At 40.5% G+C, this 17,836-nt stretch carries 11 protein-coding genes; 7 read left to right on the top strand and 4 right to left on the bottom strand.

What is annotated here, in order from left to right; translation table 11 throughout:
* Positions 1-50 precede the first annotated feature (50 nt).
* Entirely contained in the window at positions 51-1,151 is a 1,101-nt protein-coding gene (locus HWV02_RS04375) for a ketoacyl-ACP synthase III (protein WP_211678618.1), read from the top strand.
* Between the two features lie 139 nt (positions 1,152-1,290).
* Here the strand turns inward: HWV02_RS04375 and HWV02_RS04370 are convergent, their stop codons facing one another.
* The 4 genes from HWV02_RS04370 to HWV02_RS04355 all read right to left on the bottom strand — a co-directional run bounded on the left by HWV02_RS04370 (position 1,291) and on the right by HWV02_RS04355 (position 7,357).
* The gene (locus HWV02_RS04370; protein ID WP_211689801.1) at positions 1,291-1,557 is read right to left on the bottom strand and encodes a hypothetical protein; all 267 of its coding nucleotides are present in this window, start codon (positions 1,555-1,557) and stop codon (positions 1,291-1,293) included.
* A gap of 54 nt (positions 1,558-1,611) precedes the next feature.
* Positions 1,612-3,084 (bottom strand): cardiolipin synthase, encoded by a 1,473-nt coding sequence (cls, locus tag HWV02_RS04365; protein ID WP_211689800.1) that lies wholly within the window; start codon positions 3,082-3,084, stop codon positions 1,612-1,614.
* Positions 3,077-5,425 carry an aerobic respiration two-component sensor histidine kinase ArcB gene (arcB, locus tag HWV02_RS04360; protein ID WP_211689799.1) on the bottom strand — a complete coding sequence of 783 codons (2,349 nt, stop codon included), beginning with the start codon at positions 5,423-5,425 and terminating at the stop codon, positions 3,077-3,079. The genes cls and arcB overlap by 8 nt, the downstream gene beginning before the upstream one ends.
* 69 nt (positions 5,426-5,494) lie before the next feature.
* Positions 5,495-7,357 carry a sensor domain-containing diguanylate cyclase gene (locus HWV02_RS04355; protein WP_211689798.1) on the bottom strand — a complete coding sequence of 621 codons (1,863 nt, stop codon included), beginning with the start codon at positions 7,355-7,357 and terminating at the stop codon, positions 5,495-5,497.
* A gap of 522 nt (positions 7,358-7,879) precedes the next feature.
* Here HWV02_RS04355 and gltB point away from each other — a divergent pair.
* From gltB to HWV02_RS04325, 6 genes are all read left to right on the top strand, one after another.
* Entirely contained in the window at positions 7,880-12,343 is a 4,464-nt protein-coding gene (gene gltB / locus HWV02_RS04350; RefSeq protein ID WP_211689797.1) for a glutamate synthase large subunit, read from the top strand.
* Between the two features lie 8 nt (positions 12,344-12,351).
* On the top strand, positions 12,352-13,764 hold the full coding sequence (locus tag HWV02_RS04345) for an FAD-dependent oxidoreductase (RefSeq protein WP_211678612.1): 1,413 nt from the start codon (positions 12,352-12,354) through the stop codon (positions 13,762-13,764).
* A 220-nt stretch (positions 13,765-13,984) separates the two neighbouring features.
* Entirely contained in the window at positions 13,985-15,181 is a 1,197-nt protein-coding gene (locus HWV02_RS04340) for a YdiY family protein (protein WP_255550594.1), read from the top strand.
* Between the two features lie 74 nt (positions 15,182-15,255).
* The gene (gene mtnN, locus HWV02_RS04335; RefSeq protein ID WP_211678610.1) at positions 15,256-15,951 is read left to right on the top strand and encodes a 5'-methylthioadenosine/S-adenosylhomocysteine nucleosidase; all 696 of its coding nucleotides are present in this window, start codon (positions 15,256-15,258) and stop codon (positions 15,949-15,951) included.
* Between the two features lie 13 nt (positions 15,952-15,964).
* Positions 15,965-16,891, top strand: coding sequence for a cobalamin biosynthesis protein (locus HWV02_RS04330; RefSeq protein WP_255547062.1), 927 nt, complete (start codon positions 15,965-15,967; stop codon positions 16,889-16,891).
* A 42-nt stretch (positions 16,892-16,933) separates the two neighbouring features.
* A complete protein-coding gene (locus HWV02_RS04325; protein ID WP_211689795.1) occupies positions 16,934-17,785 on the top strand; it encodes a cobalamin-binding protein in 852 nt (283 codons plus the stop codon).
* Positions 17,786-17,836: the final 51 nt, after the last annotated feature.

The raw sequence follows: 17,836 nt of genomic DNA, 5'->3' as shown, positions 1-17,836 counted from the left end.
TTTCGCGACTCAGTCTGTATTAGCCAGTCACAAAACACAGGTAAATTTCAATGCATTATGCAAACATCACCGGTTGGGGTAAATGCCTACCTCCCGCAACGCTAACAAATCATGATCTCAGTACTTTCCTCGAGACTAATGACGAATGGATCCAATCACGCACAGGCATGCAAGAACGCCGTATCTCACATGTAAGTACATCAGAATTGGCCTATGTGGCTGCGTGCCAAGCTATTGCAGCTGCGGGTATTGATGCATCAGAGCTTGACGGTATTTTCTTTGCGACTTGTACTGCCGACTGCACACTGCCAAGTGCTGCATCAAAAGTACAAGCCAAGTTAGGCGCGACCAACGCAGCTGTATTTGATATGAATGCTGCGTGTACAGGTTTTGTTTATGGCTTAAGTACGGCAAATGCATTTATCCAAAGTGGTCAAATGAACAAAGTTTTAGTGATTGGTGCTGAACGTATCAGTTATTTCCTTGACTGGACAGAACGCAGCACCGCAGTACTGTTCGGTGACGGTGCTGGTGCCGTAATTCTAGAATCAAGTACTGAGAAGCAGGGTATTTTAAGTAATAAAATTGGCTGTGATGGCGATGCAGGCCATATTCTATCGGTTCCTAACTTTGGTACTGACAGAGCCCGTTTCAAGAATGTTGATGGTCTATTTGACTTCAATTTCGAGGGTAAAGAAATCTTTAAACGCGCCGTAACACGCATGGGTGAAGCATCTGCAATTGCGCTTGAAAAAGCACAAATGACACCAGAGGACGTTGATTTTATTATTCCTCACCAAGCTAACTTACGTATCATTGATTTCTTAGCGAAACGCATGGGCGCAAGTAAAGAAAAAGTCATGGTTAACGTGCACAAGTACGGTAACACGTCGTCTGCGACTGTACCGATTGCGCTTTGTGAAGCATTAGAAGAAGGCCGTATTAAGGCAGGTGATAATGTGCTACTTGCTGCATTTGGTGGTGGTCTAACTTGGGGTGCTACGATGATAAAATGGGGTGAACGAGTCACGCCTGTCGCAACATCAGAAGCGGCTCTACCTGAGTACAATGGTACCGCTTTGGATCTAATCCAAGATGCAATTAAAGGCTGCCAGGATGCTAAATTAGCCCGTGAATCACAAACCGATTGATATATAGCTAGCGCGTTGATGAATTAACTTATTAACTTGTTAAAAGAACAAAAAGCCAAGTGGATGAAAATCATACGCTTGGCTTTTTATATTGATGATATATAGTCAAACGACTTACATTCATATCTCTAGATTCGAGCTACTTACACTCACCTTCTGAATAACCACTAATGCTAGTATCTGCACATGCACCACACGCGTTACCGAATGTTTTCAATTCACCCGACGCAGTTGTACCACATACTGCGCGGTAATCCATCGTACACATTTGTGGACGTTCATCAGGGCAGCTATGACTGTAACTTGGTAATATAGGTAATGGTTTTGCTGTTTCAGCCGTGATCTCAGTGTTACTACACGCTGCGAGGCCAAATACCGTTAACGACAATAAAATAATTTTTTTCATTTTTATACCTGCTAATCGTTTATTATTGCTGCTTATTTATATCTACATTTATATCTACAATAGTGGATTAAATAAATAAAATAGGCTTTCCAAAAACCGTTGTACTCGACTTCGTTGTCGCCACTCGGTTAAACAAATTTTATGTGAGTGTGCTATATAAGATAGCTGTAATTGATAAAGTTCGGCAATAAAAGGGGATTGATCTATAAGTAATGTGACCTCAAAATTGAGCCAAAAACTACGCTTATCCAAGTTAACCGTCCCCACCAAACATAATTCATTATCCACAAGAATACTTTTGGTATGCAGCAGCCCATCCTGATATTGGTATATTTCAACACCGCAAGCTAACAATTCATCAAAAAAACCTTTACATGCATAATCCACCATACGAGAGTCATTTTTTTCTGGCAGAATAATTTGTACCTTAACACCACGCGCACTGGCAGTTTTAAGTGCCGCCTGTAACGCTTCATCAGGCACAAAGTAAGGCGTTGTTAGAATTAATGATTTTTGTGCTGAATAAATTGCTGAAACCAACACTTGATGAATATTATCATAATCAAAATAAGGACCTGATGGAATCACTTGTACTTGGCTGTTCTCTTCAAAGACCGAGCTTTCCTTGTACTTAGAAATAGTGGTATTAACTAAACTTTCTCCAGTTTCCATTTCCCAGTCCCATTCAAGTAATGAACCAGTAATAGGAATAATCGGCCCTTGCATACGGATCATAATATCAACCCACTCACCCACGCCGGCATTTTGTTTAAATACTTGAGGATCGATCAAGTTCATGCTCCCGGTGTAACCAACATTACTATCAATAGCAATGAGCTTGCGGTGCATACGTAAATCTTGACGATGGAAGAATATCCGCATTGGCCCTACAGGTAACACCTCGACAAGGTGGATACCTGCTTGCTTAAAGCATTTAGGCCAATGGCTTTTGAAGAACGCAGAGCTACCAACAGAGTCGAGCATGACCCGACAATCAACACCGCGTTTTGCGGCATTAATCAATGCTAACGCCACCAGATCAGCTTTACCACCAAGCGCCCATATATAAAACTCTATATACACGACGTTAATGGCACTATTAATGTCAGCCGTTATCTGCTCAAGAATACAGTGAGGACTGGTTAATAACGTCAATTTATTGCCTCTTACGCTAGGCATTTGAAAACGACTATAAATCAGTTCACGCAACGGAGTAACCAAGGCGCTGGTATGACTGCCTTTTTTAACTCGATAGGGTGCTGCGCACTGGTTAATTCGTTGCGTAAAAGGCCCTAACATCGCCTCCGCTCTTTGTACTCTTTTTTTGCCTAAATACAACTCACCAAAAATAACATACACAATAACGCCAGCAAACGGTAACGTGTAAATAACAGCTAACCACGCCAACGAAATACTCGCAGATCGCCGTTTAGTAATAACCCGAAATGACACTAATATAATGATTACTGCATGCAAAAAAACGAGCAACAAAGTAATAAAATTAGTGAACGAATCCCAGCTATACATTTTTATTTTCAATCCAGTTTTTCAAACGTTTCACATCATGCAGGTATTCGGTATTAATTTGTTCAACCCAATCATCGATATTCTCCCACCATGTAGGCTGCTCTGGTGATTGTGCTAATTGTGATACCTGCTGTATACGTACTAATCCAATCGAACCTGCCGCGCCTTTGATCTTATGTGCTTCATCAACAATCGCATCTTGGTCTCTGGCGGTTAAATTCGAGTTCAATATTGCTAAATAATGAGGCATTGTTTGTTCAAATAAACAAACACTTTGTAATAAAAGCTCCTTACCTAATGTATCAAGATATTGTTGTAATAAATCAACATCAAGATACTCTTCGAGCATTTCTCGCTCATCAGCGAGGGCGGCAGGTGCATAGTTAACCTTCGGCTTTTTACCTTGTTCGACACTGTGCAGTAAACGCGTGATCACGCCAGTCACTGCGTTAATAGACAGCGGTTTACTTATTGCGTCGTCCATACCTTTTTCAATGTATTCTTGACGATTGTTGATCACATTTGCAGTGAGCGCGATAACTGGAGGTAACTCCAACGCGGTATTTTCCCGTAATATTTTAATAATTTCAAATCCAGAAATATCAGGTAAATTAATATCAAGAAAAATTAAATCGTAGGTATTTTTTTCCGCCATTTGGATCGCACTACGACCATCGACAGCAACTTCAACAGTATGACCTAATTTATTTAATATCGCCGTACATACAGTAACATTCAGCTCGATATCTTCGACAAGTAATATCAACAGTTTAGTTTGCTCACTTTCAACAACCGAACTACTTTGTAAACTGTCCACCCCATCCACATCAAATTCAATCGTAAAACAAGCACCTTGACCTAGCTCACTGCTCACCCAAATATCGCCGCCCATCGCCGTCATGAGGCTTTTTGCGACAGACAATCCAATACCCGTTCCGGTTGCCCGTTTACTTCCCTGTTCCTGATAATACATCGCAAATATTTTATCTTGGCCTTCTGCCGAAATACCAATACCGGTATCCTCAACCTCAAAGGTCAAACCAATTTTATTATCTGCTTCCTCACTGGTAAACACCCGAATGCTCACTTCACCCGAATCGGTAAACTTCACCGCATTAGACACCAAGTTCCACAATACTTGACGCAATCGAGTGCCGTCAGCATTAATAAAGTCTGGGATATCACCAAATACATCAAACTCTAAAACCAAGCCTTTTTGCTCGGCTTGAAGCAGGGCTAGCGTTTTTATATCATTCAGAAAACTTCTAAATTCAATCGGTTGATTTACGATTTCAAACTTACGACGATCAAATTTGTCCAAATCAATAATATCATTAAAGATATTACCCATAGTTTGGGCACTAACATAGATCGTATTTAAATGCTGACGTTGCTCATCGTTAAGTGAACCATCAAGTAAAATCCGGCTTAAACCAACAACACCATTTAAAGGGGTACGTAATTCATGGCTAATGGTCGAAATAAATGTGGTTTTGTCGCGGCTGGCTTTCTCTAGCGCATCTTGGTATTTCTTACGTTCGGTAATATCGCGGCCATAACCAAGTACGCCGATATATTCATTTCGTTGCCCAAAAAAGGGCACTTTCCGCAATTCAAAGCAGGCCTTGTGACCATCAGGATATGTTAACCATTGTTCATAGGTTTCTGGTAATTGAGTGCTCAATACGGCTTTATCTGTTGCCGCGAACTTAGCCGCAATCTCAGTATCAAAAGCATCAAACGGCGTCAAACCAATAAGCTCTTTTTCAACTTTACCCGTTAACGCTTCCATCGATAAATTACAGCCAGAAAACTGCCCACGCTCATTACTGTAATAAACGAGATCGGGAGAACTATCAATGAATGACCGCACTAATGCCGAGCGTTCTTCGACAACTAATTGTGCTTGTTCACGCTGAAATACTTCATTCTCTAAGTCTTTGAAGGCTTGGTTTCTATCTGCTTCTGCTTTTTTACGTTCTTCAAACTCATCATTAAGTTCAATTAGATTAACTTGTAATTCTTGCTGAAGCTGCAAGTCTCGAGCGCGCACTTCTTGCAGTTTGTACACCATTTTACTCAGGCGTTTGCGCGAGTCCTCAAGTTGTTGCACGACAATCGAAAGGAAGAATACCACCCAAGGCGTCACGACACTCGCAAATAAAATTGCGGCATATAAATCGTCAAGTTTAACTTCTCCACGTAGGATATAATTAATACTTGCTTGTATCGTAATAGAAAAGAAAATAACCGTGGCGGCAGAAAAAATACTAAACCGAATAACACCTAACTTAGTAAGCATATCAACATAATATTGAGCCCAAGCTCTGATTTTCATCATGGTTTATCCATATAAAATTATCTAGAATATCCATAATATACGACAGGTTATACGCAAACCATAGAAAAATTAAGGTTTTAATAAATCAAAATCTAATTCCTGTATGTCATTATCATGGCTTAACTCTTGATACACCGAATACTGATTTCGTCCATTTTCCTTCGCGATATATAATGCCTTATCCGCATTTTCAAGTAATTGTACTTCCGAACTTTCAGATACTGGGCACATAGTTGCAATACCGATACTCAGTGTGACATGTTTTGCCGCTTTAGAATAAGCATGCTCAATACCTAAACCTTCAACAGCAGTAATGATCTTACTGGCAAGGCGAGTTGCCCCCTCTTCATCGGTATTAGGCAAAATAACAGCAAACTCTTCACCACCATAACGCGCGACTAAATCAGCCCCACGGTGTACTTGGTCATTCATCGCTTGAGCTAATTCAGTCAATACAATATCGCCCATTGGATGACCGTAATTATCATTATATAACTTGAAACAATCGACATCGCAGAACAATAAAGACATCTGTTTCACTTCTCGATGATGAGTTGACCAATAATGCTGTAGTTTATTATCAAAGGTGCGTCGATTCGCCACTTTTGTCAGAGCATCCGTTGAACTCAGTTCATCGAATTTCTCAATGGCTTGCTCAAGATCATGCTCAATACGCTTACGTTCAGTTAAATCTCGATAGATAATTAAAATACCACTTTCACCGTTAGTATTATTTACATAGCGCTGCTTACATATTTCATACCAACGCGGGTTTTGCTCTGATAGATGCAACAACTCTTCATAGCGAACAGATTTACCATCCAGTAATAATTGGTTTTCTTGCTCAAACAGCCACGATCTTTTATCAATACTAATCAAGTTTTCTCTATCCATGCCAATCAAATCCGCATGTTTAACACCAACGACTTCACAATACCCTTCGTTCGCACCCACAAATTTTCCATTGCAATTCATAAACGCAACGGGATCGGGTGTCGCATTAATGACTGAGTTTAATAAGCTATTATTACGGCTAAGCTCAGCTTCTATACGTAAGTGTTCACTATTCTCATTAAGTAATCGCTCATTCAGTTCCATCACTTCCGTTCGGTCATTAGATACAGTTAAGATAGCGACCACTTTTTTGTGTTCATCATACAAAGGGGATTTAATGGTTTGTAATAACATATTATTATCATCGACTGTGCTCCATTCTTCATATTTTTCAACTTTACCCGTGAGGACCGTTTTCTCATAAGAATGAATTTGAGCCAGCTTGGAGGCGCTATAAAAATCGTGTTCAAAATGGCCATTCACTTGATCTATTGATTGGTCGAATTGAGCTGCCCATGATGGTGAACAATTAAGAATTAATCCATCTAAGGTTTTAATATGAATAAAAGCCGAATTGGAGAGAAATAAGCTATTAATGATTTGACCATCCATATCCCAAGGCGAAATAGCAGAAGAGTTTGTACCAATATGATCGATCTGGCACAACCAAGCCCGGCGACGTTGATATTTGATTTGTACCGCGCTAAAGCGTAACGTCTTTTTTAGCTGCTTAATATGGAAAACATCATTAGTGACCGTAGTCTCATCAACTCGGTGGGATAAACGCTCGAAGCAACATTGTGCAATAATATTACTGGTATTATTCTCTTGATCGAAGATAGTCGCGATTGCAGAATTAGAATAAAGTATCGTGCCTTTTTTAATATCAAGAACAAGAGTGGGCGTTGCAGAAAAGGTCAATAATGATTGGCAAGTCGTGAGTTTTCGCAATAGCGTTAAAATAACAAGGATGCTTATCAATAAGGCAGTGACAACCAACCAAAACGTCATACCGACCAACGTACTTGTTGAAAGTCCAGTAATATCCTGCCACCAACTGAATATTTCAGTTATAAAAAATCGATAATTTAAATCCATATTTTACCTAAGATCCATCTCACACAGGTAAACCATACAACACCAAAATTAGATCTCTGTAAAGAAGTTATAATTAAAACTACAGCGACCGCCCACTTTTGTTTTTAATACTTTAGTACCAAGCAGCATAAACCAAATAAATCAGTACATTACGATTAAACAGTAAGATAAATACTCAGTGACAAGATTAAAAACTATGAAAACAGAGGTAAAAAATTACACAATGTCATATTGCCAAAATAAAAACCCATTTATTAAGTAATCATCAGTATTTTGGCTAGTTTATTATCCAATATCAAAACAAATGGACCATTTACATGAAAAGGTGATAAGTAGCTCAGAATACATTTTTAGATTGACCTAAGTATTAATTCTGGTAAATTTGGCAGGTTAGCCAATTTTCGGCTTTTGGAAACTTTAACGATTTATCTATTTTTTTATGTATTTTGTACCCGTGAGTAGAAGCTCTATTGGGTGTACATAGTTTAGAATTTAGTAAATTGAATGCAAGGGAGAAGTGCAATGTCAGTCTATGACCCGTCGCTGGAAAAAGACAACTGTGGTTTTGGTTTAATTGCCCATCAAGAAGGTGAAGCTAGTCACAAGTTAGTTCGCGTCGCGATTTCATCATTAGACCGTATGCAACATAGGGGCGGTATTGCGGCAGATGGAAAAACAGGAGATGGCTGTGGTTTGCTAATGCAAAAGCCTGACGGGTTTTTCCGTGCTATTGCGGCAGAAAATGATTGGAATCTCGGAAGTAACTACGCCGTTGGTATGATGTTCTTAAATCAAGACACGGATAAATCAGCAGCAGCAAAACAAATCATTAAAGAAGAACTCGAGCGCGAAACGCTGAATGTTGTTGGCTGGCGTGAAGTCCCTCTTGATACGAGCGTACTCGGTGAAATTGCAATGTCATCATTGCCACAAATTCAACAAATCTTTATCAATGCTCCCGCTGGTTGGGCACCTAAAGATATCGAGCGTCGTTTATATTTAACTAAACGTCGTATCGAAAAACGCATTACAGATGATAGCGATTTCTATATTGCCAGCTTGTCAAACCTAGTCACGATCTACAAAGGTTTGTGTATGGCGGGTGATCTGCCGAAGTTCTTCTTAGACCTTGCCGATCTTCGTATGCAATCTGCAATTTGTTTATTCCACCAACGATTCTCAACAAATACATCGCCAAAATGGCCGTTAGCACAACCATTCCGCTTTATGGCGCACAATGGTGAAATTAACACGATCGAAGGTAACCGAGAATGGGCTCGCGCACGGAGTTATAAATTTAGCTCGCCATTACTCCCTGATATGCACGACGCTGCACCGTTTGTTAATACCAAAGGTTCAGATTCATCATCAATGGATAACATGCTCGAACTCTTCTTAGCCGGTGGTATGGATATTTTCCGCGCTTTCCGTCTATTAGTGCCGCCAGCATGGCAGAATCATCCCAATATGGATGATGATCTACGAGCATTCTATGATTTTAACTCAATGCATATGGAACCTTGGGATGGCCCAGCGGGTATCGTACTAAGTGATGGTCGTTATGCAGCTTGTGGGCTAGACCGTAATGGTTTACGTCCAGCACGTTATGTACGCACAACAGATGGCTTCATAACCGTGGCCTCTGAAGTCGGTATATGGGATTACACTGCTGATGAAGTTATCGAAAAAGGCCGTGTAGGCCCAGGCGAATTATTAGTTATCGATACTGAAACAGGGAAATTATGGACCTCTTGGGACATTGACCAAGAATTAAAAGGCCGTAATCCTTACCGTGAATGGTTAACTAATAATTCAACGAGACTGACACCATTTGAAGTATTACCAAAAGAAGCAATTGGTATGCGAACTTTTAATGATGAACAATTAGCAACATATCAAAAACAATTTGATTATAGTAGAGAAGAGCTCGATCAGATTATTCGTGTTCTAGGTGAAAATGCGCAAGAAGCGACAGGCTCTATGGGTGATGACACTCCGATGGCTGTACTTTCAACTAAAACACGTTCGCTGTATGACTACTTCCGCCAAAAGTTCGCGCAAGTAACCAACCCGCCAATCGATCCATTACGTGAAAACCATGTCATGTCATTGGCAACTTGCATCGGTCGTGAGCACAATGTATTTAATGAAACAGATGGTCATGCGCACCGCGTACTATTTAATTCACCAATACTACTATTCTCAGATTTCAAGCAAGTCACAGAATTAAGTAACGAGTTCTATAAAACAGCAAAAATTAACCTCTGCTTTAACGGTCAAAATGAGACCTTAGGACGCGCGGTTGCACGTATTACTGCAGAAGCAGTTGAACTTGCTACTTCAGGCGCAGTGCTATTAGTACTAACAGACCGTACGTTAGCGAAAAATCAGCTACCTATTCCAGCAGCAATGGCTGTTGGTGCAGTACAAACAGCCTTGGTTGACGCTAACTTACGCTGTGATACCAATATTGTTGTAGAAACAGCAAGTGCCCGTGATCCGCATCATTTCGCCGTATTACTTGGTTTTGGTGCAACGGCTGTTTACCCATATCTTGCTTATGAATCACTGCGTAAACTAGTTGAAATAGAGACCATCCCACAAGATATTGCAAAGACATTATTAAACTACCGTAATGGTATTAATAAAGGCCTGTACAAGATCATGTCGAAAATGGGTATTTCTACCATTGCCAGTTACCGTTGCTCACAACTGTTTGAAGCCGTAGGTTTAGCCGATGAAGTTATCGAGTTATGCTTTAAAGGCACAAGCAGCCGTATCAAAGGCGCTGACTTTAGCGATTTCCATATCGACCAACAGAAACTCAGTAAATTAGCATGGACAAAACGTAAACCGACCTCACAAGGCGGTCTACTGAAATATGTTCACGGTGGTGAATACCATGCTTATAATCCCGATGTTGTCAGTACATTACAAACAGCAGTACAAAGCGGTAAATATGAAGACTACAAGCAGTATTCAACAGAAGTAAATGAGCGCCCTATTGCAACCTTGCGTGATATGTTACAGCTGAAAAAATCAGAAAACCCAATTGCGATTGATGATGTTGAACATGAAGATAATCTGTATAAACGTTTTGATACCGCAGCAATGTCAATCGGTGCATTAAGCCCTGAAGCACATGAAGCACTTGCTATTGCGATGAACACCTTAGGTGGTAACTCTAACTCGGGTGAAGGCGGTGAAGACCCACGTCGTTTTGGTACTTTAAAAGTATCTAAAATTAAACAAATCGCGTCTGGCCGCTTTGGTGTAACACCGCATTACTTAATGAATGCAGAAATCATTCAAATTAAAGTAGCACAAGGTGCAAAACCAGGTGAAGGAGGCCAATTACCGGGACATAAAGTAACAACTGAAATTGCTAAACTACGTAATTCAGTACCCGGAGTCACCCTTATTTCACCACCACCGCATCATGATATTTATTCAATTGAAGATTTATCACAGCTGATTTTTGATATTAAACAGATCAACCCATCTGCATTAGTATCCGTTAAATTAGTATCTGAACCAGGTGTTGGTACGATTGCGACAGGTGTTGCAAAAGCGTATGCCGATTTAATTACCATTTCAGGTTATGACGGCGGTACAGCTGCAAGTCCGATTACCTCTGTTAAATATGCAGGTAGCCCTTGGGAGCTTGGCTTGGCAGAAACACAACAAGCATTAGTTGAAAATGGCTTACGTCATCGTATCCGCTTACAAGTCGATGGTGGCCTAAAAACCGGTCTCGATGTTGTTAAAGGTGCGATTCTTGGTGCCGAAAGCTTTGGCTTTGGTACAGGACCAATGGTGGCCTTAGGTTGTAAATTCCTGCGAATTTGTCACCTAAACAACTGCGCGACAGGTGTTGCAACACAAGACGACAAATTACGTCAAGATCACTTCCATGGTCTACCGGAAATGGTCATGAACTACTTCAAGTTTATTGCTCAAGAAACCCGTGAAATAATGGCATCACTTGGCGTAACTCAGTTAACCGATTTAATTGGTCGTACTGATTTATTAGTGCAGCTAGACGGGCTCACTGATAAGCAACGTAAAATTGATTTATCTGGTATTACCTATAAACCAAAGCCAAAAGAAGGCTTAGGTATATATTGCCAAGCAACCAACGAACCGTATGATAAAGCAGAGCTTAACGAAGCTTTAATTGCGCATTACTTAGAATCAATCACTGAAAAATCAGGGTTATCAAGTAGCTTCCCAATTAAAAATACCGATCGTTCAGTTGGTGCCCGTCTGTCTGGTGAAATTGCAAAACAACATGGTAACCAAGGTATGGCATCGGATCCTATCACAGTAAACTTTACAGGTACTGCCGGTCAAAGTTTTGGTGTATGGAATGCTGGCGGATTAAACCTTAATCTGACTGGCGATGCCAACGATTACGTAGGCAAAGGCATGACAGGTGGGCGTATTGTTATTCGCCCAGAACCTGGTTCAGCGTTTAAAACACACGAAGCGGTTATCGCAGGTAATACTTGTCTATATGGCGCATCAGGTGGCGAATTATACGCAGCAGGCTTAGCTGGCGAACGTTTCGCGGTACGTAACTCTGGTGCAAATGCTGTAATCGAAGGTATTGGTGACAACGGTTGTGAATACATGACGGGTGGTATTGTGACAGTCCTAGGTGATACGGGTGTTAACTTTGGTGCTGGTATGACAGGTGGTTTTGCTTATATTTATGACCTAAGTGGTCAATTAGCAAGTAAACTTAACAATGAACTAGTGGAGCAACATGCAGTAACGGATTACCCAATGCACGTTGAACACCTTCGCGGTATTATCATTGAACACCTTGCTCAAACATGTAGTCAACATGCGCAAGACCTGCTTAATGAATTCGATACGGTGATAAGAAAATTCTTTATTATCAAGCCTAAATCAGCTGATATGAACGCATTACTTGGCCATAAATCACGCTCTGCAGCAGAGCTACGTGTCCAGGCTCAATAGGAGGGATCATGAGTAATAATGTATTTCAATTTGTCGATGTACAACGCATTGATCCAGATAAAAAAGCGTTAAAGATCCGTAAAGTGGACTTTATCGAAATTTATAAACCGTTTACAGCGAACCAAGCAAAAATGCAAGCGGGTCGTTGTTTAGAATGTGGTAACCCATACTGTGAGTGGAAATGCCCTGTACATAACTACATTCCAAACTGGCTAAAATTGGTTGAAGAAGGTCGTATTATTGAAGCTGCAGAGCTTTGTCATGAAACCAACAGCTTACCTGAAGTTTGTGGTCGAGTTTGCCCACAAGATCGTTTATGCGAAGGTTCTTGTACACTAAATACAGATTTCGGTGCGGTTACTATTGGTAATGTTGAAAAATACATTACCGACGAAGCCTTTAAGATGGGCTGGCGCCCAGACATGTCTAAGGTTGTTCGCAATGATAAAAAAGTGGCTATTATCGGTGCGGGTCCAGCTGGTCTTGCCACTGCAGATATCTTAGTGCGTAATGGTGTAACACCCGTCGTTTATGACCGTAACCCAGAAATCGGTGGTCTATTAACGTTTGGTATTCCAGCATTTAAGCTTGATAAAAGTGTAATGACTCATCGCCGTGAAGTATTCACAGAAATGGGTATCGAATTTTGCCTTAACACTGAAATTGGTAAAGATATTCAATTCAGTCAATTAGTGGCAGAGTATGATGCTGTATTTGTTGGTGTTGGTACGTATAAATACATCAATGGTGGTTTTGACAACGGGGCTGCACAAGGTGTTTATGACGCCCTACCTTACCTGATTGCAAATACGAATAATGAACTCGGCTTTGAAAAAAGTGCTGATGAATTTATCAATTTAAAAGGTAAAACGGTCGTTGTCCTTGGTGGTGGTGATACGGCGATGGACTGTGTTCGAACTGCGGTTCGTCAAGGTGCTAAAAACGTTTATTGTGCTTATCGCCGAGACGAAATAAGCATGCCAGGTTCTAAGCGCGAAGTTAAAAATGCCAAAGAAGAAGGCGTTAAATTCTTATGGAATTTACAACCACTTGATATTGAAGTTGTTGGCGATAAAACCACAGGCGTTAAAATGGTGAAAACCCGTTTAGGTAAGCCAGATGAAAAAGGTCGTCGTCGTGCCGAACAAGTGATTGGTTCTGAGCACGTGCTAAAAGCCGATGCGGTTATTCAAGCATTTGGTTTCCAACCAAATCCGGCACAATGGTTATTGGATGAAGGTGTAACAACAAATAGCTGGAATGGCATTATTGCACCAGAACAAAGCGACTTCCCATTCCAAACCGCAAATCCGAAAATCTTTGCTGGCGGAGATGCTGTTCGAGGGTCAGATTTAGTCGTAACAGCGATTGATGAAGGTCGCCGTGCTGCCGAGGCAATACTCGACTACTTAGACGTTTAAAGATTAAAGAGTTAAACGCTTGAAATTACATATCTAATTAAAAACGCTAGCATTATTAATGTTGGCGTTTTTTTATTCTTTATTTTAAGCTATAAAAATCGACAATATATTTAATTATAGACTGATTTTTTATATTATATCCGTCACCTTAAAGACATCAATGGCTTAATATTAGGTAATAATGAATTCGCTTAACGCCCTCAGAACAACGAAATTAAAGTTGATTAGACTCAGAATCGCTTTCACTTTTTTAAGTATGCTAGTTAGCGTACCGAGCTTTGCTGCGCAAGAGATAATTTTAGGCGATTATATTAAAACAGAATCCCCCCTCCCTGTTACCGAGCCGACGAGCATTGAGACCAATATCTCCGTGAATACAGACGCGGTTACCACCACTGAAAATAGTCAAGAAATCATCCTCGCGGATAGCTTAGGTACAGATGAAGACTGGGTCTGGTTAAAATCGGGAGAATTCTTAATTGGGAAAATTGAAGATCTCTATAATGACAAACTTGCTTTTGATAGCGATGACCTCGGCGATTTAAAAATTAAATGGAAAGACATTAGCCGTATTAATAGCCGCCAATTATTTACCATTTTAACCGTTAACGGGAGGGTTATCACAGGTACGATTGCACTTGAAAATGGTGTAATGACGATCAGTAACAATCGTCAACATAAAATTAATCAAAAAGACCTTATGACCCTGATCGCAGGCCCCGAAACCGGTACCAATATCTGGAAAGGTAAGGTAGCCTTAGGGGCAAACCTAAGCTCTGGTAATACCAATAAACTAGAATATAATACCAATGTTGAGTTTTCTCGTCACACCACAACATCACGAATTAAAACCTCATATACCGCGATCATTGGCGAGACCAATAATGTGCAAACCGATGAGAGCCATCGTTTCCTAATGACCTACGATGTTTATAGTGATAAAGATCTTTTTTTCCGACCAATTGATTTAAACTTATATCGCGATCCGCTACAAAATGTAAACAGCCAGATCGATCTCGGTATGGGTATCGGTTATCAATTTATTGACGACGGCGAGCAAGAGTTGGAAATGAACTTAGGTCCTTCTTATTTATATACGAAATATGAACATACTGATGCAGAACTCAATAAAAGTGATGCCAGCCTCGCTCTATCCTTCGGTCTCGATTATGAACGTGAAATACATGACAAGATTGATTTGGAATTAAGTTATAAATTGATGGCAACAGAATCTGACCTTGGTGGACTCCGACAAAATACGAAATTAAACTTTGATATTGAGCTCACTGATGTACTTGATTTCGAAATTACATTTCTCTGGGTCCGAATCAATAATCCCCCACCCGATATTGATGGCTCTCCATTAGAAAAAAATGACTTTCGACTTACGTTTGGCTTAGGTGTTTCTTTTAATTAATACCTTGGTGACCAATTCATACCGCAACAAAACTGTGCTAGCATTACATTTTTCGAGATAGATTAGAGACAACGATGAAAATTGGTATTATTGGTGCAATGGAGCAGGAAGTTGAGATCCTGCGCGAACAACTAGAAAACGTAACAACATTTACTCAAGCTGGCTGTGAATACTATAGCGGATCACTTGCAGGTCATGATGTAATTTTAAGTAAATCAGGTATTGGTAAAGTTGCTGCAGCTGTAGCGACAACATTACTGCTTGAACATTACAAACCTGATTACATTATCAATACCGGTTCCGCAGGCGGTTACGATAAAACGCTTAAAATTGGTGATGTAGTGATCTCAAGTGAAGTGCGTCACCACGACGTTGACTTAACTGTGTTTGGTTACGAAATAGGTCAATGTGCACAAAAACCTGCTGCTTATATCCCTGAGCCACGTCTTGTTGAAGCCGCTAAAAAAGCGATCTCAGCAGACAGCGACATTAAAACTATCGAAGGTTTAATTTGCACTGGTGATAGCTTCATGGCTGATCCGAAAAAAGTAGAAGAAGCACGTACTAACTTCCCTACAATGGCAGCAGTAGAAATGGAAGCAGCAGCAATTGCGCAAACATGTCACCAGTTTGACGTACCTTTTGTTGTGATCCGTTCATTATCAGATATTGCAGGTAAAGAATCTCCAACATCATTTGAAGAATACCTGGTTGTTGCCGCGAAGAACTCATCAGCAATGGTAGTAAACATGTTACACGAGTTAAAATAACATGAACTTGGTCATGGATTGGACCAGTTTGCAGTCAGTGTTTATATTGCTGACTGCAGTCGTCATCGCACGCTTACCACTCTGCCCACCTCACTTTCACCCTACGCAACTTTTAAACCTATTCTTTAACGCCATTGCGGATAAAGTAAATAATGCACAACGCAGCCACCAGCAACAATATATTGCAGGTAACCTTGCGCTCATCACCATGCTTGGATTTATCTTAATTATCGCAGCCGTCATTCAATTTATTGTGATTGAACCCATCTTATTTGAGTTCGTACTATTACTGTGTTTATTGCAATGGGAAAAAATAAATTTACCTGAAATTGATTTAGGTAACCTCGAAAAACAAACTATCATAAGCCAAATACAGCCTCGGACATTACGCGATTTAGACCCGTTATCCTTGCTCGGTTTGCATAAAGCCAGTATTGAAAACCTGTGTCTACGTAATAGCTATCAGTGGTTTGCCGTTATATTTTGGTATATCAGCGTTGGTATCTGGGCCGCGATTATTTATCGTGTAATTCAACTAATGGCACATAACTGGAATAGTAAACTAGCCGTTAATCGTCATTTTGGCCGCCCTGCAGCATTCTTACTACACTTACTTTCAGCGCCTAATCATATCATTCTCGGATGCACATTACGCAGCTTACAACGTGCGACAAGTCCGTTAGCAAATTTAAACAAACAGGCAAAGAAATGGCATCACTTTAGCAGCGGCTTTTTATTATCAAGTTTTGCCTATAGTCTCGCAATTCAATTAGGTGGCCCACGAAAATACCAAGGTACAATGTACCGGTTTAGTCAGCTTGGTCATACCGAACCCGCACAGCGCGATGATATCAACCGAGCACAACAAAAACTGACGTGGGCATTACTCGTCTGGTTAATTTTTATCAGCGCGATCTATCTGCTTATTTCAATTAGATAGTCTTACGATAGTCAATTTTACTTTCCAACATCATGAGAACTTATGTCTTTTTACGCACGGCTCATTACGCTAGTTATCATCCCACTTGTCGTATTATCATTACCGGTTCAAGCATTACCTTTACCAGAACAAGAAAAGTACCCACAGCGTATCGTATCGCTCTCACCACATACTACAGAGCTGGTTTTTGCCGCCGGTGCTGGTGATAGGCTGATCGGTGTCAGTGCTTACTCTGATTATCCTGAAGAGGCCAAAGCATTGCCCATTGTCGCTAGCTCGCAACAAATAAATATCGAAACGATACTCGCGCTTGAGCCCGATATGATTATTTACTGGCAACAAGGCAATTCAGCGGCCGATATCAACCAACTCAAAAAATTTGGGATCCCCGTCTATGCATCAAAAACGGGGGGATTAGCCGATGTTGCCACACAAATACAAAATCTTGGTGAAGTCTTTGGTACACAAGCGATTGCTAACCCAGTCAGCAATAGATACCTTAAAGCCTTAGATCAACTACGTGAAGATTATAAGAATAATCCCAAACAAGATCTGTTTTATCAAGTGTGGGCAACGCCATTAATGACAGTAGCCAGTGATCCTTGGTTACAAGAACAATTCGCCCTGTGTGGGTTTAATAATGTATTCAGTGACAGTCCTGTTCCCTATCCAGTGATCAACATTGAGCAAGTACTCGTGAAACAACCCGCGGTGATCATCGCAGGTACAGTCAACGACAGTGAATTACAACAGTGGCAAACTTGGAAAAGCATCCCTGCGGTTAAAGATGGTAATATATTTAGAATTAATCCAGATGTATCTCACCGTTTTTCTCCCCGCGTACTGACAGGAATAAAAACACTCTGTGATATAGCGCTTCAAGCGAAAAAATAATCCAAAATAAGCATGAATATTGCCATAATTCAAACAGCTAACTAAAATAGT

Origin of the sequence: Moritella sp. 28 (assembly GCF_018219435.1) — a bacterium.
In the GTDB taxonomy this organism is placed as follows: Bacteria; Pseudomonadota; Gammaproteobacteria; order Enterobacterales; family Moritellaceae; genus Moritella.
The sequence above is the reverse complement of the archived record's forward strand: the minus strand, read 5'-3'. Positions and strand labels throughout refer to the sequence as shown.